The sequence below is a fragment of the Paraburkholderia hiiakae genome (assembly GCF_904848665.1).
Taxonomy (GTDB): Bacteria; Pseudomonadota; Gammaproteobacteria; order Burkholderiales; family Burkholderiaceae; genus Paraburkholderia; species Paraburkholderia hiiakae.
Genome location: NZ_CAJHCQ010000011.1, coordinates 1 through 18674, shown reverse-complemented (window position 1 = coordinate 18674; position 18674 = coordinate 1). Strand labels below are relative to the sequence as shown.

Below are 18674 nucleotides of genomic sequence, written 5' to 3'. Positions count from 1 at the left end.
GGTGTGATGAATCAGGGTATCGATGTGGTAGGCCTGTACGTCGACGACCAGGATGAGGCGCTCAAGTTCTACGTCGACAAGCTGGGATTCCGTGTGCATACCGATGTGCGCAATGGCGCGTACCGCTGGCTCACGGTCCAGCACCCGGAGCAGCCCTCGTTCCAGCTCGGGCTCTTCGTGCCCGGGCCGCCCGTTCACGACGAGGCCACCGCGCAAACGCTGCGCGCCATGGTCGCCAAGGGCGCCATGCCGCCCCTCGTGCTCGCCGTGACGGACTGCCGCGCCAGCTACGAACGCCTGAAGGCACAGGGCGTGGAATTCACTCAGGAGCCCGTTGACCGTTATGGCAGTGTCGACGCTGGCTTTCGCGACCCTGCCGGCAACGGCTGGAAGATGATTCAGGCGCCGAAGCAGTCGTGACCATGCAGCTGGCTGCCCAGTCTGTGCTTTACGAAACCACCGGGTTTTATGGTGAGGTGCCGCTGGGCGTTAGCGCCTGACCCGCCACGAAACGGCACTACGGCTCGCGGCGGCAGTTTGATGACAATTCAATGACTGATCGCGTGCCGGGAGCCACGCACGGATAAGGAGGAGATCAGGGCGTGGCGTCCCAGCCGTGTGATGCGAGGATCTTGTCGAGCAGAAAACGCAGCGCGACGCGTTCGGCCTCGTTCAGCCCGTGGTAAAGGTCGCTGTCGCGCTTGTCCAACGCCGGGCCGATCTTCTTGAAAATCTTGCGGCCTTCGGCGGTGAGCGAAATGATGACGCTGCGCCCGTCCTTGTCGTTGCCCGTGCGCGCGAGGATCTCCTTCGAGAGCATGGCCTCGACCGTGCGGCTCGCCTGGCTTTTGTCGAGATTGGCGCGCCGCGAGATATCCATCACGGTTTGCGGACCGAACGTGCCGATCGCGGCGATGATGCTCGCCTCCGGATACGGCACACCCAGCTTGTCGCGCGACATCTCGCTGCTCATACGATCGGCGATCTTGGTCAATGCCTTTAGCCGATAGGTCAACGAGGCTTCTGCGCCCGGCTCATTCGTGCTTGCCATATACCCACTCTGGAATTGGATCCGGAAACCTGCGAAAGAAACCCGGGTATGTTGCCCTGATCCTGCCCGCGAGGTCAACTGTGGGGCAAGCGCGGGTCGGCAGCGGTGAGCCGAGCGCGGTCTGCTTCAACACGGTGCATGCAACGTGCGAAGGCGCAATATGCAGCACCAACGCCCATATGCATTTTCATCACTCGCTTGCGTCCTGGCCGCTTATACTGCACGCGTTCAACGCGCGCGAAGATAGCCATGAGCAAACGAATGACTGTCCGGCAGTCGCCGGTGCACGGAAAAGGCGTCTACGCATTGCGCCCCCTGCGGGCGGGCGAGCGCATCTTCGAATACAAAGGCAAGATCATGACCTGGCGCAGCGCGGCCCGGCGTTATCGTCTGCGTGAAGACGGCGCGCATACGTTTCTCTTCGGCCTTTCCGATGGCCGCGTGATCGACGGCGGCCAGGGCGGCAACTGGGCGCGCTGGCTCAATCACGCGTGCCAGGCGAACTGCGAAACGGTCGAAATAAACGGCCACGTATTCATCGACGCGTGCCGCGACATCCTGCCTGGCGAAGAGCTATTCATCGACTACGCGCTCGAATTGTCCGACGACGCCTGCGAAGATACCGTGCGCGAATACGCCTGCCGCTGCGGCGCGCCTGCTTGCCGCGGGACGATGCTCGCCAGAACCGGTGCCAGCCTTGGCGCGGACGCCGGCGTGAGCAGCATCGTCAGCGTTGTCAGCCTGCTATAGGCTGCTTCAGGCTGCGCGCCTCGTTCAGAACCGGTGCCGCATGCCGAGCGCGACGACTGTCTGCTGATTCGTCGACGACGGCGACTGCCCGCTGATATCCGCACCCAGACCCGATCCATCCGCGCTGATGTGCTGGTAGCTCGCCTGCGCATAGACGTCGGTGCGCTTCGAGAGGAAGTAGTCGGCCTGCACCGACACCTCGTGCCAGCGCGGATGATGCTCGCCACCTGAGCTCGACAGTGCGCCCTGCGTGTAGGTGTACGCGCTGTTCAGGCTGAATTGCGGCGTGAACATGTAGCTCGCGTTCACCTCGTAGTTGCTGAAGCTTGCGCCCTGCCCGTTCTGCACGAGGCCGAGGCTGTTCGCGCCATTGATCGTGTCGAGGCCGCCCAGTTGCGTGCGCGTCCACACAAAGCCGAAGCGCGCATTGCGCGTGACGTAGTTCACACCCGCGCCATAGGTGCGCTGCTGAGCCGCGATGAACGTGCGATCGGTGAGCGTGAGCGCGCCGTTCGTGTTGCTGCTGCCGCCGTTGTTCGCTTGCAGGTAGCCCGCGCCGAACTCGAATCCGCCGAAATCGTACGACGCGCCAAAACTGTAGAGGCGATTGTCGTCGAAGCCGCCCGCTTCGTTCGAGAACCCGTAGAGCGCGCCGAATTTCGCGCCGCCATAGTTCGCGCTCGCGTACTTGAGCGCATTGTTCACGCGAAACGAGTTGTTGAGGTTGTCGTTGTCGTACGGGTGAGCCGAGAGATTGTTGCCGCCCGGATGACGCCCCGTGAAGCTGAGCGGCGCGAGATAGTCAACCACGGAGTCATATTGCCGGCCCAGCGTGAGCGCGCCGTAGCGATTGTTTTCGAGGCCCGCATAGGCCTGGTAGCCGAACATGCGGCCGCCCTGGCGCAACGTCCCGTTCGTCACGCTGAAGCCGCTCTCCAGGCGGAAGATGGCGCGTGTGCCGCCGCCCAGGTCCTCGCTGCCGGTCACGCCCCAGTGACTGCCCGTGACGTTGCCGCTGCCAGCCGCGAAGAGGCTATGGCCGCCTGCGTTGCTGTTGTATGAGAGGCCGGCGTCGATCACGCCGTAGAGCGTCACACTGCTTTGTGCGTGGACCCCGCATGCATAAGCCGCGGCAAGGGCGGCGGCGACGAGCGTCTTTTTCATTATTTTTCCTTCGAGTTGTCACGAGTTTTGCGTGTAGCGATGACCGCACAGCGCGCGAACCGGCCCCGCATTCGCGCGGTGCGAATGCGGTCCGGCGTCGTGAAGACACGCGCTGAAACGGCGGATAGAACGGGCTGGCTGGGCCGCGCTAATGGCGGCTGGCGATGCCCTGCTGACCGGCGAGACCGTCGATCAGAACCTGAAGCTGTCCGCGCGAGCATGGCTCGATGCGCGCGCGAACGCTGAACACTTCGGCGAGGCTATCGGCAGTGACGACCTCGACTGGTGCGCCATGGCGCGCAATGCGTCCTCGATGCAGCAGCATCGCGCGGTCGCAGGAACGCACGGCCGCGTTGATGTCGTGCAGCACGACCACCGTGACGATCGCACGCTCGCGGGTCACGTCGCGCAGCACCTGCATCACCTGGAACTGGTGATTGAGGTCGAGCGCGGAGCACGGCTCGTCGAGCAGCAGCACCTGCGGATCGCGCACCAGCGCCTGAGCGATACCCACCAACTGGCGCTGCCCGCCCGAGAGCGCGTCGAGCGAGCGGCCCGCGAGCGCCGCAATGCCAAGCCGCTCGAGCACCGCATGCGCGTGTGCGATTTGCGCTGCGGAGCCACCGCGCGACGCACCAAAGTGCGACGCCGCATTGCGCCCCGCGCGCGCGGCCACCACGACCGACTCCAGCACCGCGAGGCGCACGCCGGACGGCAACGCCTGCGGCAGATAGACCACGCTGTGCGAGCGCGCGAGCGCGGCCGTCAGCGTGAGCGGCGCGCCATCGAGCGTGAGCGAGCCGCTGCGTGGCGCGTTCAGGCCCGCCAGCGTGCGCAGCAAGGTGGATTTGCCGCTGCCGTTCGGCCCGAGCAGCGCCGTGATCTCGCCGCGCGCGAGCGGCCCGGCGCTCAATTCGCTCAGCACCTCGCGCTTGCCGTAGCGCACCGAAAGCCCGTGAATCGACAGTCCGCTCATTGCGACATCCCCTGCGAGCGCACGACGATGCCGAGAAAGAGCGGAATGCCCACGAGCGCCGTGACGATCCCCACCGGAATGAGCACGCCCGGCACGAGCAGCTTCGAGGCAATGGATGCGAGCGAAAGCATCAGCGCGCCGAGCAGCAGGCTGCCCGGCAGATAGAAGCGATGATCCTCGCCGAACAGCGTGCGCGCGATATGCGGCGCGATCAGCCCGACAAAACCGATGGTGCCGACGAACGACACGGCGAGCGCCGAAAGCGCCGACACGCGCAACAGCGTGCCAAGCCGCAGCCGCCGCACGTCGATGCCGAAGCTCGCCGCGCGCTCTTCGCCCAGGCGCAGCGCGGTGAGCGTCCACGCGTTGCGCATCGAGAACGGCACGGCGAGCGCGAGCGCCGCCGTGAGCACGCCGATCTTCGGCCAGTCCGCGCGCGCGAGCGAGCCGAGCGTCCAGAACACGAGGCCCTGCAGCGCGTCGGCGGAGGCGATGAACTGCATCAGCTCGACGAGCGCATGAAACGAGAACACCAGCGCGATGCCCATCAGCACGACGCCCGCCGTGCTCATGCCGCGCCAGCGCGCGACGAAATCGAGCAGCAGCGCCGAAGCAAACGCGAACACGAACGCGTTGGCCGAAACGATCCACGTTTGCGCGACGCCCGGAATCGCCACGTCGAGCACGATGGCGAGCGACGCCCCGAAGGCTGCCGCCGCCGAAACGCCCAGCGTATAGGGGCTCGCGAGCGGATTGTTGAGGACCGTCTGCATCTCCGCGCCCGAAATGCCGAGCGAGGCGCCGACCACGAGCGCCATGACTGCATACGGCAGGCGGATCTGCCAGACGATCACGCTGTTGGCGGGGTCCGCCGAGGCGGGCACGAAGATCGTGCGCAGCAAGGTCGCAATGGGCAGGCCCGAAGGACCGGAGCTGAGGTCGAACAGCAGCGAGGCCAGGATCAGCACCGCGACCGCTACGAGGCACAGCACGCGGCGGCGCGTGAGGCGCGCGTAGGCGCGCATCTGTGCCGTCGCTTCGCGAGCATCGGGCGCCGAGTCCAGGGGGCGCGCGGCTTCCGCGGCCAGGCGTGCGCCGTTCATCGCGCGGCCTGCTGCGCTTGCGTCGCAGGCAACGGCGCATCGACCCACTGCGTGCCTGTATCGGGAATCGCGAGGAAACGGCGATACAGCTCGCGCTCGGTCGCGTGCACATCGAGCGTGCTGAACTGTTGCGGATAGAACCACTTCGCGAACGCCTCGATCGCGACGATGTTGTACGGCGAGTCGTAATAGTTGTGCGAGATGCCGTGCACGCGGCCATCGTGAATCGCCTTGATGGCGTTGAAGCCGGGGCGCGCGGCCAGTCGCGCGAGGCTCGCGTCGGCGTCGTGCTCGCTCGTGAGCGCGCCCACGCGCAGCGAAGCGAGGCCAGGCTTCGTGCGGCTGCCCGTGGCGATATACACGTCGGGCTGTGCCGCGATCACCTGCTCCATGCTGATATCGCCGAGCACGCCGGGCAACAGGCCCGCCGCGATGTTGCGGCCGCCCGCGGCATCCACGAACTCGCCGAAGTTGCCCTTGCCCGCCGTGTGGCAGCAGCCCGCGTCCCACACGCCCGCCAGCATGTCCACGAACACCTTCGGGCGCTGCGACTCGGCAATCGCATTCACCACTTGCTGCACGCGCGCGAGATGCTGCTGATAGAACTGGATATAGGCATCGGCTTCCTTCTCGCGGTGCAAGACCTCGCCAAGCAGCTTGATGCTCGGCAGCGTGTTCTGCATGGGATGCACGCGAAAGTCGACGAACACCACGGTCGTGCCGGTCGCTTCGAGTTGCTTGACGAGCGCGTTGTAACGGCTCGGGCCGTGGCCCGCCACGCTGAAGATCGCCACGTCGGGCTTGAGCGCGAGCGCCTTCTCGTCGCTGATGCTGTCCTCGGTCGCCTTGCCGATCAGCGGAATCTGGCGAATCTCGGGGAAGCGCTGCGCGTACGCCTCGTAGGTCTGCGGGTCCATGGTCGGCAGGTCGCCCTGCCAGCCCACGATACGCGCGAGCGGCTTCTGACCCTCGAGGAGCGCGACCGCGGAAAGCAGACGGCTCTCGCCAAGCAGAATGCGATGCGGCTCGGCCGGCACCTTGATCGTGCGGCCCGCGAGATCGGTAACGACGAGCGGCGCCTCTTCCGTCTGCGTCACCGCTGGCGTGGCGGCCTGGACGGCGGCGCTGCCGCTCAAGGCGATGATGGCCGAAGTCGCGGCCAGTACGGCGCGCCGCTGCGCCACGCGGGCCAGGCCCGGAATCAATCGAAAGGTCAACATGATATATTCTGTAAATGCGAACGATTGCTATTTGCGAGCGAAACTTTAACGGCCGTTTGTAATGGCGATGTGTTGAAACCGGCCGTTTTGTAATGGAATGTGTTGGCGCGGCTTAACATCCCGCGGCGGCAAGAGAAAAAGATGGATCACATACTGGTCGTCGACGACGACGCCAACATCCGGCAACTGCTGCGCGACTACCTGCGTGAGATGGGCTACCATGCGAGCGCCGCCAGCAACGGCGCGCAGATGAAGCAGATACTCGGCACCGCCCAGGTCGACCTGATCGTGCTCGACCTCATGCTCGACGGCGAAGATGGACTCGACCTCACGCGCGAGCTGCGCCGGGCCCACGACACGCCCGTCATCATTCTTTCCGCGCGCGGCGGACTGCTCGACCGCATCCTCGGCCTCGAAATGGGCGCCGACGACTATCTGCCCAAGCCTTTCGATCCGCGCGAGCTGCTCGCCAAGATCAAGGTGGTCCTGCGCCGCACGCGCGCGGTGCCGGGCACGCGCCCCGCCGACGCGAACGCGTTCATCACCTTCGCGGGCTGGCGCCTCGACACGCGCATGAAGCAGATGCACGCGCCCGACGGCGTGGTCGTCTCGCTCGGCGGCTCGGACTACCGCACGCTGCGCACCCTGCTCGACCATCCGAACCGCCCGCTCTCGCGCGAATTCCTGCTCGACCAGGTGTTCAGCAAGAGCATGACGCCGCTCGACCGCGCCATCGACGTATGCGTGAGCCGGCTGCGACAGCAGCTCAGGGATTCGGCGCGCGAAGCCACGCTCATTCGCACCGTGCGCAACGAGGGTTATATGCTCGTGGCCGACGTCGGGTACGAAGCGTGAGACGGTTCGCTCATTTCGCATCGAGGTTGCGGCTTTGGCGGCTTTGGTCGCTTTGGCCCGACACGCTCTTCGGGCGCCTCGTCGTGATTCTCGCGGCGGGCATGTTCGCGGGCCAGTTGCTGACCAGCACGATCTGGTTCGAAACGCACGACAACCGTACGCTCGAAATTCCTGCGCGCCTGTTCGGCAGCCGTCTCGCCGATACCGTGCGCCTCATCCAGCGCGCGCCCAATGCCGCGACGCGCGAGGCGATCGTCGGCACGCTCGGCGACGACCGTTACCGCCTCCAGTGGGTGCAAGGCGCGCCGCTACCGGTGCCCGCGACGCTTTCGCTCGCGCAGCGCGCCACCGCCGGGCTGATCGAAGGCGTGATCCGCAAGCGCCTCTCCGAGCCCATCGACGTGCATCTCATCGACGCCCAGGTGCGCGACGGCGCGCGTCGCGAAGGCGGCGTGCTGAGCCTGTTCGATTCGCGCATGCCGACCGGCGACTTTCACGTGCAACTCCAGGTGCCGGGTCAAGGGTGGCTCGATATCCAGGCGAACGAAGGCCAGGCGGGCATGCATACCGAGCGCGGCGCGCTCGTGATGGATTACCTGCTGCGCATCTATCTGCTGCGCTTCGCCGCCGTGTGCCTGATCGCGATGGTTGCGGTGCGCTTCGCGCTTGCGCCATTGCGCCGCTTCGCGGCGGCGGCCGAAGCGCTCGGGCGCAACATTTACCGCGCGCCTCTCGCCGAGGCCGGGCCGCGCGAAGTGCGCAATGCGGCGCACTCGTTCAACGCCATGCAGCAGCAGTTGATCGACAGCTTTGCTGCGCGCACGCGCTTTCTGAGCGCGGTCTCGCACGACCTGCGCTCGCCGCTCACGCGGCTGCGTTTGCGGGTGGAAATGCTGCCGGACCCGGCTTCGCGCGAGCGTCTGCGCGGCGACCTCGAAGACATGGAAGGCATGGTTCGCGCCACGCTCGACGCCGTACAGGGCGTGGAGATCACCGAACCGCGCCAGCGCATCGACCTCGTTTCGATGCTCGATGGCCTCGCCAGCGATGCATGGGAACAGGGCCATCATGTGAGCGTGACGGGCAGCGTGCGCGCGCCCATTCCGGGCTTTGCGCGCAACCTCAAGCGCTGCCTGCAGAATCTTTTCGACAACGCGATTCGCTATGGCGGCGAGGAGGCGAGCGTCACCGTGACCGACGTTGAAGATGCCGTGCGCGTGGTGATCAGCGACAACGGGCCGGGCATTGCCGACGCCGCGTTGCTCGAACGCGTGTTCGAGCCTTATTTCCGCATCGATTCGCGTCGTAGCGATGCGCCTGGCGGTACGGGATTGGGGCTTACGATTGCGCGCAGCGTGGCGGCAGCGCATGGCGGCACGCTCGTGCTGCGCAATCGGGTGGTGGATGGGCGAATCGTTGGGCTCGATGTTCAGCTGGATTTACCGAGGGGCGATTGACCGGTCCCGTATTGCTATGCCTGAAGCACCGTGGGGTCGATGTAGCCCGGCACCGCAGCCGAAAGCGACTGCTTCAACTCGCGGCTCCCCGCATCCGCCAGCACTTCGCTTTCGCCCGCTTCGAGTGCGTCGTAGGCCTGACGAACGACATCGACGGGACTGAATTTCGGCACGTCGAAATCCTTGGTGAGATCCGTATCCACGAAGCCGACATGCACGCCGACCACGCCGATCTTGCGTGCCGTCTCGCGAATTTCGGTCGGAAGAATGCGCTGGACAAGTTGCATGTCCGTGCCCGGTGGAAAGGTGCCAATCGCCAATATCTTCGTGGTTGGCGTGGTTGACATCGGAGTGGTTTGCGCCATCGAGACTCCAGCAGAAGCGACCAGCACAGAGGCTGTTGTCAAATTAAGGCTGGCGGGAGGCCACACCAGATGCCGTATTCAGCGCTGCGGCTTCTGGTCCCGTCAGATAGCAATCACGGAAGCGCTCATCGACGCATTCCCCCATCCGTTTCGAGAACAGCAGCGCTGCACGGAGCGGGCGATGATTGATAACCACGGAATCCGTCTCGCCCTGTTCGTTCAGATGCGCAACGACCACCGTTTCGATCGGCACTCCATGGATTTGCGACCGATAGGATTCCATATACAAACCGTTGCCGATTTCGCCCTTGTAGCTGTGATGCTGGAATTCGTAGAGCGAGACCGCGTGTTTGATCACGGAGAGAATATCGGCTCGTCCCTCGATCGGACGCTTCAGCACGGTGGCTTCGAGCGTCGCGTTTTCGGCGAGCCTCGTCAGCCAGAGCGGCACACCGCCCGCAGGCGCCAGCACGGGGGCTGTGTCGTTGAATTTCATGCTGAGCGCTCCAGTTGCGGTTTGTTCGCCATACCTGCGCTAACGGCATCGAGCGCGGCTTCGAAGGTGATGCGCGCCTTTTCGCGGCGGCGTCGCGCGAGGCGTTCTTCGCCTTCGACTCGTTCGGCTTCGCCGGCTAGCAGCGCATGAATGTCGGGCAGCGTATAGATCGCGCCGCGGCTGCCCCACGTGCCGTCCGGGATCTCGGTCGGGAACACCCAGACGCGCGGAGCGACTTCGTCGAACGGCCGGTTCTCTGCACGGGAGACCGCTTCGGTCACGGCTTTGACCAGCGCGCGGCGCGATTCATCTGTGTATTGCCCTTCGGGCGCGGACGGGATGATCCGGTAGCGTTGGGCCTGCGTACGTTCGCCGCCGACGTAGATGGCCGCCGGGCGATGAAGGTGAAGCACGGTCACGGCGCGTGCGATCGGATTGGCCGGATCATAGCCTTCGGCCTTGATCAAAATGTCGGTGAGTTCGTTGATCAGGACGGCCTCGGCCTCGGGCGTCAAGGCGTCTTCGGGCCACAGTGCATCGATCATTGGCATGGTGTTGCTCCTGCTTTCGGGTCATTGGATGCGGCCATGATCGGGGTTTACTCGTGCGGGCGAAAGTGGCAGGATCGCCATTATTCAGGGAATTTCGGACACGCAAATGGCCATCATCCGCATCTGGGTCTATGACGGCATCCTCGCGTCAGGCGTCGCCGGCCCGGTTGACGTCTTCAGCGCGGCCAATCAATTCCGTGCGCGCAAGGCTGCGCCGGGCACGACATCCGCGCCCGCGTTCGCATGGCGCGTGGAATCTCTCGACGGACAACCCGTCACGGCTGCGTCGGGCCAGATCGTTCACGTCGACGGCAAGATCGACCCGCGCAAACGGGCGGACGCCGTTCTGCTGACGGCACCGTTTTTCTCGAACATCGACGAGTTCATCGGGCGCCGCGAGCAGTTGAACGCGCTGTCTTCCGCATTGCGGCGTCAACGCAAGGGAGGTGCCGTGCTGGCGGCGTATTGCACCGCCAACTACCTGCTCGCCGAGGCGGGCCTGCTGGACGGCCGCGCCGCAACGACACACTGGGCGAGAGCCGCGGACTTCGCGCGCCGCTATCCGCGTGTCGAAGTTCGCGCACAGGAAGTGCTGATCGCGCAAGACGGCATCATCTCGGGCGGTTCTGTGACGTCGTATCTGAATCTCGCGGTGCGGCTCGTCGAAACTTTCGCCGGCGAAGAACTCGCCGCAATGACCGCGAAGGCGCTGTTGATCGACATGAACCGGACTTCGCAGGCTTCCTTTGCAACGCTTCTCGACGAACACGGGCATACCGACACGCTCGTCGCGCGCGCCCAGCAGCAGATGGAGGCGACGTTGCAGCAGGGATTCCGGTTGAGCGATCTGGCGGCGTCGCTTGCTGTCAGCGAACGCACGCTCAATCGCCGTTTCAAGGAAGCCCTCGGGCTCGCACCGTTGACGTATCTGCAGAATCTGCGCATCGAGGTCGCGAAAAGGCTGCTGGAAACGCGACCAATTGGGCTCGAGGCGGTGAGTCAGCGGGTCGGTTATGGCGATATCAGCACATTTCGGCAATTGTTCAAGCGCAAGACCGGGTTGTCGCCGAGTGAATATCAAATGCGGTTCTCGCGAGCCACCGCGGAGAATGGAGAAGCCGAGTCGGGCCGCAACGGCGGCTAAGGCGTCGCGAGACCCTCACACCGCAGTCCTGATCATTTCCTTCCCTCTTTTCCCGCACTGTCTTTTTGTATCTCAACGTATCCCTACCAGATCGGGATACGCACGCTTACGCACAACCGACTTTCGGACACAGGCGGGATACATTCGTCCGCTCAAATACGCCCATCGCGAGCAAACCGCCGCACCGCAAAACTGGGCTGACCGAGGTAGTGCATATGCAACACGAGCCGAATGGAACCGTTGAACCGGACCGCACCGCGGATGAACCGCTGAGCAGCCAGATTGCGCGCAATTGTCTGATGACGCGCGCCCGCCAGATTTCCCGCGTCTTGACGTCCGTCTATGACGACGCGCTGCGTCCATTCGGCATCGTGGCACCGCAGTTCTCATTGCTTGTCATGATCGCGGAATTCGGGCCGATTAGCCGCTCGGATCTGGGCCGGCGGAATCATCACGAGCGCTCGACCCTGACAAGGAATCTGCAGCCGCTGATCGCGCAGGGCTGGGTTGCCGAGGGCGTCCCGGCAAGCGATGGCCGAAGCCGCCCGCTCTCGCTCACGCACGAAGGCCGGGCGCTGCTCAAAAACGCCGCGAGCGGGTGGTCGGCTGCACAGAGCCACGCAACGCGTCTCCTCAGCGAAGACGGCGCCCATGAGCTCATGAATATCGCGCGCAAATTGCCGTTGCGTATGGTCTGAAGTTTCTCGTTCGATGTTGCATATGCAAGATCGACCAATGCCTGGTACCCCTACCCATCATCAAGGAGTTTTTCATGAAAGTCGTCAAAGCCGCAGCCGTCCAGTTCAGCCCGGTGCTCTACAGCCGTGAAGCAACCGTCGCCAAAGTCGTGCAGAAGATTCACGAACTCGGCCGGAAAGGCGTGCAGTTCGCCACCTTCCCCGAAACTGTCGTGCCTTATTACCCTTACTTTGCTGCCGTCCAGACAGGCATCGAACTTCTTTCTGGCACCGAACATCTGCGCCTGCTCGAACAGGCTGTGACGGTGCCATCCGCTGCGACGGAAGCGATCGGCGAAGCCGCGCGCAAGGCCGGCATGGTCGTGTCCATCGGTGTCAATGAGCGCGATGGCGGCACACTGTACAACACGCAATTGCTCTTCGATGCCGACGGTACGCTGATCCAGCGCCGCCGCAAGATCACGCCGACGCATTTCGAACGCATGATCTGGGGTCAGGGAGATGGCTCGGGCTTGCGTGCAGTCGACAGCGCAGTCGGCCGCATCGGGCAACTCGCATGCTTCGAGCACAACAACCCGCTTGCCCGCTACGCGATGATCGCCGACGGCGAGCAGATCCATTCGGCGATGTACCCCGGTTCCGCTTTTGGCGAGGGCTTTGCCCAGCGCATGGAAATCAACATCCGCCAGCATGCACTCGAATCCGGCGCGTTCGTCGTCAATGCGACGGCGTGGCTGGACGCGGATCAGCAGGCACAAATCATGAAAGATACCGGTTGCGGAATCGGTCCGATCTCGGGCGGCTGCTTCACCACGATCGTCGCTCCTGACGGCACGCTCATGGCCGAACCGCTGCGCTCGGGTGAAGGCGAGGTGATCGTCGATCTCGACTTCACGCAAATCGACCGCCGCAAGATGCTGATGGATTCGGCCGGCCACTACAACCGCCCTGAATTGCTGAGCCTGATGATCGACCGTACGTCGACCGCGCATGTTCACGAACGCGCTTCGCACCCGATGGTCGTCAACGACCGGGATTCCGACGATCAACGCACCGTGGCTGCATGACCTGCGAACTTCGAATTGCCCCTCTATCGAAGGAGGATTTGCCTTGAAAGCAATGATCAGGACCGGCTGCGCAAGCATCGTGATTGCGGCGCTGATGGCGGCCGCCTCGCCCGGCTATACACAGACGTCCGCGACGGATGCACCCGTCACAACGCATGCGCGCAAACCCGTGGCCGCCAGGACCGACATTTCGGACAGCACACTGGTGAAGTCGCTGCCCGGATTCAGAAATGGGTATGCAACGGTGAACGGCGTACGGCTGCATTATGTGGTCGGCGGCAAGGGTGCGCCGCTCGTGTTGCTGCCCGGCTGGCCCGAAACGTGGTGGACCTTCCACAAGATCATGCCGGCGCTCGCCACGCATTACACCGTGATCGTCGTGGATCTGCGCGGCATGGGCGCGTCGTCAAAGCCCGCCGACGGCTATGACAAGAAAACGATGGCCGCCGATATTCATGAACTAACGCAATCGCTTGGATATGACAAGGTTGCGATCGCGGGACATGACATCGGCTCGGCTGTGGCGTTCGCCTACGCGGAGAACTATCCGGAAGCCACCGACAAGCTTGTAATGATGGAGTTTCCCCATCCCGACGATAGCCTGCAGACGTTTCCGCTTCTACCCGCCCAGGGCGCATACGGTGACAAGCTGGGTTCGGCGCGCCCGAACCTGTGGTGGTTTGCATTCAACCAGGTCAGAGGTTTGCCGGAGCAACTGCTGGCAGGCCGCGTCCGGCTTGAACAGGACTGGCTCTTTCACTACTTTCTTGTAAATGAGAAAGCCGTCGACATGCGCGACCGCGCCGTGTACGAGCACGCCTATGACAGCGCCGCCGCGATCCGCGCAGGCAACGCGTGGTATCAGGCCTTCCCTCAGGACATCAGCGACAACAAGAGTTATGGCCAGCTGCAAATGCCCGTTCTCGTGATGGGCGGTCCCGCCTACAAGTGGATGAAAATGGTCGTCGGTGAAAAGGCGGTCAATATGAGCGCCGTCGACGTAGAGAACAGCGGACACTTTATCCAGGAGGAGCAACCCGAGCTGGTAACAAAAACTATGCTCGGCTTTCTGCAAGGTACACGCGGATGATGACCTGATCGTCGCGTTGAGCGACGTATGCACGTGCACATTTTTACGTATATGTATGCATATGCACATATAAATAAAGTGAACTCTCTTGTTGAAAGGTAAGTGATATGACAACGAAACCTGCCCATGATCGGCCCATTCTCGTGACGGGCGCCGGAGGCGCGATTGGTGGAATCGGCCGCAATGTAACAACGTCATTGCTCGCGAAGGGCTATAAAGTGCGGGCGCTCGTCCGCCAGGACGACGATCGTGCGAACGAGTTGCGCCGCCTTGGCGCCGAAGTCGTGGTCGGCGACCTGACCGACCTCGCCTCGATGCACCGCGCAATCGAAGGCTGTTCGCGCGTCTATTTCGGCATGTCCGTCTCGGCGGCCTATCTCGAAGCAACCGTCAATTTTGCTGCCGTGGCGCGTCATCATGGCGTCGAAGCCGTCGTGAACATGTCGCAGATGACCGTCACGGAAATGAGCATCACGCAGACAACGGACAGCCCCCAGCACAAGCTGCACTGGCTTGCCGAACAGGTACTGCAGTGGTCTGGTCTGCCCGTCGTCACAGTGCGGCCGACGGCGTTTCTCGAAAGCTTCTTCCTGACGCTGGGCGCAGCCGGCGTGCGCGATAACGACGAACTTGCGCTGCCGCTCGGAAATAGCAGGACCTCGCCCATTTCTGCGGTTGACGTTGCGAATGCGGTATCGGTGATTCTCGAGAACCCTGCTCCGCATATCGGCAAGATCTATAACCTGACGGGCCTCGAATCCAATGATCTCGAGCAGGCCGCGCGCGTCTTTTCGGAGGCGCTCGGCCGGTCCATCCGTTACCGGAACGTGCCCGTCGCGCCGTGGTCGGACAAATTGCGCGAACTTGGCATTCCCGATCACGTCGTCAGGCATCTGGCCGTGATGGCCGACCTCCACGTGCAGGGACGATACGACCGCATGACGAACGACCTGTTCGAACTCACGGGCCGCAGACCCATGAGCATGTCCGACTTCGTGAAACTGCACATCGCAGACTTCACGCGCACCACAACACGCTGAACCAAGGCAGGAGACCGATCCCATGTCAACAGACACGCCCCAATCCTCATCGCGCCGGCACTTTGTCGGCGTGGCCGCCGCGGCGCTCGCGGCAGGCTCGCTCAGCCGGCTCGCCTTCGCGGATACGAGCCCGGCAATCGGCAAGATCACCGAACCCGCGAACGGCGACAAGACAGCGCTCCGGCCGTTCCGCGTTCACGTCCCCGAGTCGCAGCTTATCGACATGCGGCGCCGCATCAAGGCCACGCGCTGGCCCGATCGCGAGACGGTGCCCGACGAATCTCAGGGCATTCAACTCGCCACCATTCAGGGACTTGCACAATATTGGGCAACTGGATACGACTGGCGCAAATGCGAAGCGCGGCTGAATTCGTATCCGCAGTTCATCACTGAGATCGACGGACTCGATATCCATTTCATCCACGTGCGGTCGAAGCATGAAAACGCGATGCCGTTGATCGTCACGCACGGCTGGCCCGGCTCGGTCATCGAACAGTTCAAGATCATCGACCCGCTCGTCAATCCGACCGCGTACGGCGCACCGGCTTCGGATGCCTTTCATCTCGTGATTCCCTCATTACCCGGTTATGGCTTTTCGGCGAGACCGACCACGACAGGCTGGGGACCGGAGCGCACCGCGCAGGCGTGGGTCACATTGATGAAACGCCTCGGCTATGAGCGTTTTGCTTCGCAAGGCGGCGATCTCGGCGGGATTGTCACGAACATCATGGCCAAACAGGCGCCGCCCGAACTGATCGGTATTCATGTGAACTTCCCTGCGGCTGTTCCGGCCGAGATTCTGAAGTCGCTTGCAGCGGGCGACCCGATGCCTGCCGGTTTATCGGACGAGGAGAAGCACGCGTATGACCAGTTGAGCGCCAACTTCAAGAAAAAGCGCGGTTACGCTTTCGAAATGGGTACGCGCCCGCAAACCCTGTATGGACTCGCCGACTCGCCCGTCGCGCTGGCTTCCTGGCTGCTCGACCACGGCGACGGCTACGGCCAGCCCGCGGCGGCGTTGAGCGCAGCCGTGCTCGGTCATCCCGTCAACGGTCATTCAGCAGGCGCCCTGACGCGAGACGACGTACTCGACGACATCACGCTTTACTGGCTGACCAACACCGGCATCTCGGCGGCGCGCTTCTACTGGGAGTCGCACGCGAACTTCTTCCTCGCGGCCGACGTGAACGTGCCCGCCGCTGTCAGCGCGTTTCCGGGTGAAAACTACCAGGCGCCGAAGAGCTGGACCGAGAAGGCCTATCACAACCTGATTTACTTCAACAAACCCGAAACGGGCGGGCACTTCGCGGCATGGGAAGAACCGATGATCTTCGCGAACGAAGTGCGCACAGGGTTAAGGCCCTTGCGCGCCTGAAGTGCGAAGCGCTCCGACGCGCATGCGTCGGAGCGCTCCTCGATGCAATCGTGCCAGTCGGGTCCATGCGATGTTGTTCGCGTTGATCTGCCGTTTGGTTCGGGCCCTGGTCTGCTTGTGCAACTGCCATGACACCCTCGGCGATTCCAGTCCAAGTTAGCCGAAAATTGTCCCTGTGGGGATCAAATAGTGAGAACGCAAATAAACATGCTGATCAAGACGCTTGCCGCAATCGCGGCTGGTATCGTGCTCGCAACGAACGCCTCCGCCCAGAGCACAGGGGAGGTCGGCGTCGCTTCACCGTACGTCACCATCGATAACGAGCCGCCACCCAAACTGATTGTGGACCCCACGCCGCTTGCCGCAGGACTGGCTCACGGCATCGTCTGGATCCAGTATCGGGTGGAGAACGTGCATATCTTGCCGGTGTTCGGGCCAGGCGCGCTCAACGTTTCTCCACGAATCGGGCATCTGCACGTACACATCGACGACCTGCCTTGGGGTTGGGTAGAAGCGAACAACGTCAATACAATCAGCGTGGCGGGCCTGCCACCCGGTAAGCACAAGATGCTTGTCGAGTTGGTCGACGCTCAACACCACCTATTCGCTGGGTGCACTGAGTGCAGGCAGACGGTGACGTTCACGGTCCCAGAGGGAACGTCTCATTCACACTAAAGGTGATGAGAAGAGCCTCTCCGTCAGTCCGTCGCGAACGACGTCCGACGTATCCTGAATTTTCATTCTGGCTTCGCTGTCGGACATCGGCGTCAATCCGATTCATTGGATGGCGAACGAGGACAACCGCCAGGTCGCCGTCAGCGAGTCGCTGGCTTGCACGCAGGACAGCTTGCCGCTCGCCTGACAGCTTTACCTTCCCCGGGTCCGGGCGTTAGCCCGGAGCGCCGGCGCGCGACCCGCGTCCGTCTATGAGCGTTCTGTTGCGCTGAACCATCATCTGGATGGCGGGGGCTGTGCCCTCGCGAATGTCGCTTCGTGGCCGATAGCACCAGTTCGACGAGTCTCCACAGGCCGGACGTTGAAATCATCGAAGGCGGCTCTCAAGCGGTCTCTGTGAATGAGGACAATCGGCCATGAAGCGTCGTTCGCTGCAATGGACACCCGGTCATTTGAGCGGCGTCTTTCGTTCGACTTCTGGCCGCTCGCCGGAAATTCTTCAATCTTGCCGACTGCTAAGGCGCCCGAGACATTAGCCTCAGATTTTGAACACGATTCGATTGGGCTACCCGCGTCGGGGGGCGAGCATCCACCCCTCAAAACCGCAAGCTCGCAGAGGCTGCTTACTGTCGCGGGGACGACAGTCCCTTGTTTCGTCGCTCCGGGAACATCAGGAGCGCACAGAAACCGACAAGACACGCCGGCGCGGCATACCAGGTGGCAGCCATGGGATCGCTGGCCCATTTGATCAACCAGGTCATGATCACCTGAGCCGTCCCTCCGAAGAGGGCCACTCCCAGTGCATAAGAAACGGCCAAACCAGTGGCGCGCATCCGAACTGGAAATGATTCCATGACCAATACGGTGCCGACGCTGCTGCAAGGCGCGACAAACACGCTGATGAGACCAACGCCTGCGAGTACGGTGGCCGTGGAGTGCGCATGAGTAATGAGGTGGAAAACGGGATAGATCAGAAGGGTTGTAGCGCCGTACGCGAAAAGTAATAAGGGTTTGCGGTGCTGGAACCGGTCAGCCAGAAGGCCGGATACCGGAGCGACCAGCATCAGTACGAGCGCGGAGACGGCGGAGGAAAGGAATCCGGTGACCGCGGGCAGATGCAATACATGGGTCAGGTAACTCGGCATGTAGTAGACAACAGCGAAGGCTGGCACCGTGCGCCCTGTCATCATCAGCGTTGCCAGTGTGAGCTTCTTCCCATGCGTTCTGAAAAGTTCGGAAAACTGAAGACGGTTGCGAGTTGCTGCTCCTGCCGGCGCGGTGTCTTCCGGTAGCCGCCTCCGGACAAACAAGCCAACCGGCACGATCAGCAAGCCAATCAGGAAGGGAATGCGCCACCCCCAGGCAGCAAGATTCCCTGCAGACAGACTGCTGGATAGCAGAGCGCCCAGCAGCGCCCCCAGGATGGCGGCAGCGGCTTGCCCAACTATTTGCCAGCTCACCAGAAAATTGCGTCTCGAAAGCGGCGCTGCTTCCATCAAGTAAGCAGCGCCTGCACCGATTTCACCGCCCGCAGCCAGTCCCTGTAACAAACGGCTGATGAGAATCAGCATCGGCGCCGCAATTCCAATTGTTCGAT

At 63.0% G+C, this 18674-nt stretch carries 20 protein-coding genes; 11 read left to right on the top strand and 9 right to left on the bottom strand.

Annotation, left to right across the window (positions count from 1 at the left end):
• Nucleotides 1–6: 6 nt before the first annotated feature.
• On the top strand, nt 7–420 hold the full coding sequence (locus JMY28_RS20815; RefSeq protein WP_201697805.1) for a VOC family protein: 414 nt from the start codon (nt 7–9) through the stop codon (nt 418–420).
• A gap of 175 nt (nt 421–595) precedes the next feature.
• Here the strand turns inward: JMY28_RS20815 and JMY28_RS20810 are convergent, their stop codons facing one another.
• Nucleotides 596–1051, bottom strand: a complete 456-nt coding sequence (locus JMY28_RS20810) for a MarR family winged helix-turn-helix transcriptional regulator (protein ID WP_201697804.1) — start codon at nt 1049–1051, stop codon at nt 596–598.
• Nucleotides 1052–1312: 261 nt separating this feature from the next.
• Between JMY28_RS20810 and JMY28_RS20805 the strand changes: the two genes are divergently transcribed.
• Nucleotides 1313–1801 (top strand): SET domain-containing protein, encoded by a 489-nt coding sequence (locus tag JMY28_RS20805; protein WP_236596969.1) that lies wholly within the window; start codon nt 1313–1315, stop codon nt 1799–1801.
• A 24-nt stretch (nt 1802–1825) separates the two neighbouring features.
• On the opposite strand, the gene JMY28_RS20800 is transcribed toward JMY28_RS20805, so the two are convergent.
• The 4 genes from JMY28_RS20800 to JMY28_RS20785 all read right to left on the bottom strand — a co-directional run bounded on the left by JMY28_RS20800 (nt 1826) and on the right by JMY28_RS20785 (nt 6264).
• A complete protein-coding gene (locus tag JMY28_RS20800; RefSeq protein WP_201697802.1) occupies nt 1826–2965 on the bottom strand; it encodes a porin in 1140 nt (379 codons plus the stop codon).
• A gap of 148 nt (nt 2966–3113) precedes the next feature.
• Nucleotides 3114–3941: an ABC transporter ATP-binding protein gene (locus JMY28_RS20795; protein ID WP_201697801.1), complete on the bottom strand. Its 828-nt coding sequence runs from the start codon at nt 3939–3941 to the stop codon at nt 3114–3116.
• On the bottom strand, nt 3938–4966 hold the full coding sequence (locus JMY28_RS20790; protein WP_236596980.1) for a FecCD family ABC transporter permease: 1029 nt from the start codon (nt 4964–4966) through the stop codon (nt 3938–3940). Before JMY28_RS20790 ends, JMY28_RS20795 begins: the two co-directional genes overlap by 4 nt.
• Before the next feature lie 74 nt (nt 4967–5040).
• Complete coding sequence (locus JMY28_RS20785; protein WP_201697799.1) at nt 5041–6264, bottom strand: ABC transporter substrate-binding protein; 1224 nt, start codon at nt 6262–6264, stop codon at nt 5041–5043.
• Between the two features lie 141 nt (nt 6265–6405).
• Here JMY28_RS20785 and JMY28_RS20780 point away from each other — a divergent pair, with 141 nt between their 5' ends.
• Both JMY28_RS20780 and JMY28_RS20775 read left to right on the top strand, forming a co-directional pair.
• The gene (locus JMY28_RS20780) at nt 6406–7119 is read left to right on the top strand and encodes a response regulator (protein ID WP_201697798.1); all 714 of its coding nucleotides are present in this window, start codon (nt 6406–6408) and stop codon (nt 7117–7119) included.
• Nucleotides 7116–8576, top strand: coding sequence for an ATP-binding protein (locus JMY28_RS20775; protein ID WP_236596968.1), 1461 nt, complete (start codon nt 7116–7118; stop codon nt 8574–8576). The genes JMY28_RS20780 and JMY28_RS20775 overlap by 4 nt, the downstream gene beginning before the upstream one ends.
• 14 nt (nt 8577–8590) lie before the next feature.
• Here JMY28_RS20775 and JMY28_RS20770 read toward each other — a convergent pair whose 3' ends face one another.
• The 3 genes from JMY28_RS20770 to JMY28_RS20760 are packed head-to-tail and all read right to left on the bottom strand — an operon-like array spanning nt 8591 to nt 9988.
• The gene (locus JMY28_RS20770; protein WP_201698040.1) at nt 8591–8941 is read right to left on the bottom strand and encodes a Rossmann-fold NAD(P)-binding domain-containing protein; all 351 of its coding nucleotides are present in this window, start codon (nt 8939–8941) and stop codon (nt 8591–8593) included.
• A 43-nt stretch (nt 8942–8984) separates the two neighbouring features.
• Nucleotides 8985–9437: a hypothetical protein gene (locus tag JMY28_RS20765; RefSeq protein WP_201697797.1), complete on the bottom strand. Its 453-nt coding sequence runs from the start codon at nt 9435–9437 to the stop codon at nt 8985–8987.
• Nucleotides 9434–9988, bottom strand: coding sequence for a tautomerase family protein (locus tag JMY28_RS20760; RefSeq protein WP_201697796.1), 555 nt, complete (start codon nt 9986–9988; stop codon nt 9434–9436). The genes JMY28_RS20765 and JMY28_RS20760 overlap by 4 nt, the downstream gene beginning before the upstream one ends.
• 106 nt (nt 9989–10094) lie before the next feature.
• Between JMY28_RS20760 and JMY28_RS20755 the strand changes: the two genes are divergently transcribed.
• From JMY28_RS20755 to JMY28_RS20725, 7 genes are all read left to right on the top strand, one after another.
• Nucleotides 10095–11132, top strand: a complete 1038-nt coding sequence (locus tag JMY28_RS20755; RefSeq protein ID WP_201697795.1) for a GlxA family transcriptional regulator — start codon at nt 10095–10097, stop codon at nt 11130–11132.
• Nucleotides 11133–11347: 215 nt separating this feature from the next.
• Nucleotides 11348–11830 (top strand): MarR family winged helix-turn-helix transcriptional regulator, encoded by a 483-nt coding sequence (locus tag JMY28_RS20750; RefSeq protein WP_201697794.1) that lies wholly within the window; start codon nt 11348–11350, stop codon nt 11828–11830.
• Nucleotides 11831–11904: 74 nt separating this feature from the next.
• Nucleotides 11905–12897 carry a carbon-nitrogen hydrolase family protein gene (locus JMY28_RS20745; RefSeq protein WP_201697793.1) on the top strand — a complete coding sequence of 331 codons (993 nt, stop codon included), beginning with the start codon at nt 11905–11907 and terminating at the stop codon, nt 12895–12897.
• Nucleotides 12821–13987, top strand: a complete 1167-nt coding sequence (locus tag JMY28_RS20740) for an alpha/beta fold hydrolase (RefSeq protein ID WP_201697792.1) — start codon at nt 12821–12823, stop codon at nt 13985–13987. Before JMY28_RS20745 ends, JMY28_RS20740 begins: the two co-directional genes overlap by 77 nt.
• 107 nt (nt 13988–14094) lie before the next feature.
• On the top strand, nt 14095–15027 hold the full coding sequence (locus JMY28_RS20735) for an NmrA family NAD(P)-binding protein (protein WP_201697791.1): 933 nt from the start codon (nt 14095–14097) through the stop codon (nt 15025–15027).
• Between the two features lie 22 nt (nt 15028–15049).
• On the top strand, nt 15050–16402 hold the full coding sequence (locus JMY28_RS20730; protein WP_201697790.1) for an epoxide hydrolase: 1353 nt from the start codon (nt 15050–15052) through the stop codon (nt 16400–16402).
• 207 nt (nt 16403–16609) lie between these two features.
• Nucleotides 16610–17077 carry a DUF6130 family protein gene (locus JMY28_RS20725; RefSeq protein WP_236596967.1) on the top strand — a complete coding sequence of 156 codons (468 nt, stop codon included), beginning with the start codon at nt 16610–16612 and terminating at the stop codon, nt 17075–17077.
• 623 nt (nt 17078–17700) lie between these two features.
• Here the strand turns inward: JMY28_RS20725 and JMY28_RS20720 are convergent.
• Nucleotides 17701–18674 (bottom strand): MFS transporter (locus JMY28_RS20720; RefSeq protein WP_236596966.1); only part of this gene is annotated, 974 nt, incomplete at its 5' end.

What these genes read in the sequence shown, in the direction of transcription:
- JMY28_RS20815 (WP_201697805.1), top strand. Translation starts at nt 7, where the DNA reads ATGAATCAGGGTATCGATGTGGTAGGCCTGTACGTCGACGACCAGGAT.
- JMY28_RS20810 (WP_201697804.1), bottom strand. Translation starts at nt 1,051, where the DNA reads ATGGCAAGCACGAATGAGCCGGGCGCAGAAGCCTCGTTGACCTATCGG.
- JMY28_RS20805 (WP_236596969.1), top strand. Translation starts at nt 1,313, where the DNA reads ATGACTGTCCGGCAGTCGCCGGTGCACGGAAAAGGCGTCTACGCATTG.
- JMY28_RS20800 (WP_201697802.1), bottom strand. Translation starts at nt 2,965, where the DNA reads ATGAAAAAGACGCTCGTCGCCGCCGCCCTTGCCGCGGCTTATGCATGC.
- JMY28_RS20795 (WP_201697801.1), bottom strand. Translation starts at nt 3,941, where the DNA reads ATGAGCGGACTGTCGATTCACGGGCTTTCGGTGCGCTACGGCAAGCGC.
- JMY28_RS20790 (WP_236596980.1), bottom strand. Translation starts at nt 4,966, where the DNA reads ATGCGCGCCTACGCGCGCCTCACGCGCCGCCGCGTGCTGTGCCTCGTA.
- JMY28_RS20785 (WP_201697799.1), bottom strand. Translation starts at nt 6,264, where the DNA reads ATGTTGACCTTTCGATTGATTCCGGGCCTGGCCCGCGTGGCGCAGCGG.
- JMY28_RS20780 (WP_201697798.1), top strand. Translation starts at nt 6,406, where the DNA reads ATGGATCACATACTGGTCGTCGACGACGACGCCAACATCCGGCAACTG.
- JMY28_RS20770 (WP_201698040.1), bottom strand. Translation starts at nt 8,941, where the DNA reads ATGGCGCAAACCACTCCGATGTCAACCACGCCAACCACGAAGATATTG.
- JMY28_RS20765 (WP_201697797.1), bottom strand. Translation starts at nt 9,437, where the DNA reads ATGAAATTCAACGACACAGCCCCCGTGCTGGCGCCTGCGGGCGGTGTG.
- JMY28_RS20760 (WP_201697796.1), bottom strand. Translation starts at nt 9,988, where the DNA reads ATGCCAATGATCGATGCACTGTGGCCCGAAGACGCCTTGACGCCCGAG.
- JMY28_RS20755 (WP_201697795.1), top strand. Translation starts at nt 10,095, where the DNA reads ATGGCCATCATCCGCATCTGGGTCTATGACGGCATCCTCGCGTCAGGC.
- JMY28_RS20750 (WP_201697794.1), top strand. Translation starts at nt 11,348, where the DNA reads ATGCAACACGAGCCGAATGGAACCGTTGAACCGGACCGCACCGCGGAT.
- JMY28_RS20745 (WP_201697793.1), top strand. Translation starts at nt 11,905, where the DNA reads ATGAAAGTCGTCAAAGCCGCAGCCGTCCAGTTCAGCCCGGTGCTCTAC.
- JMY28_RS20740 (WP_201697792.1), top strand. Translation starts at nt 12,821, where the DNA reads ATGTTCACGAACGCGCTTCGCACCCGATGGTCGTCAACGACCGGGATT.
- JMY28_RS20735 (WP_201697791.1), top strand. Translation starts at nt 14,095, where the DNA reads ATGACAACGAAACCTGCCCATGATCGGCCCATTCTCGTGACGGGCGCC.
- JMY28_RS20730 (WP_201697790.1), top strand. Translation starts at nt 15,050, where the DNA reads ATGTCAACAGACACGCCCCAATCCTCATCGCGCCGGCACTTTGTCGGC.
- JMY28_RS20725 (WP_236596967.1), top strand. Translation starts at nt 16,610, where the DNA reads ATGCTGATCAAGACGCTTGCCGCAATCGCGGCTGGTATCGTGCTCGCA.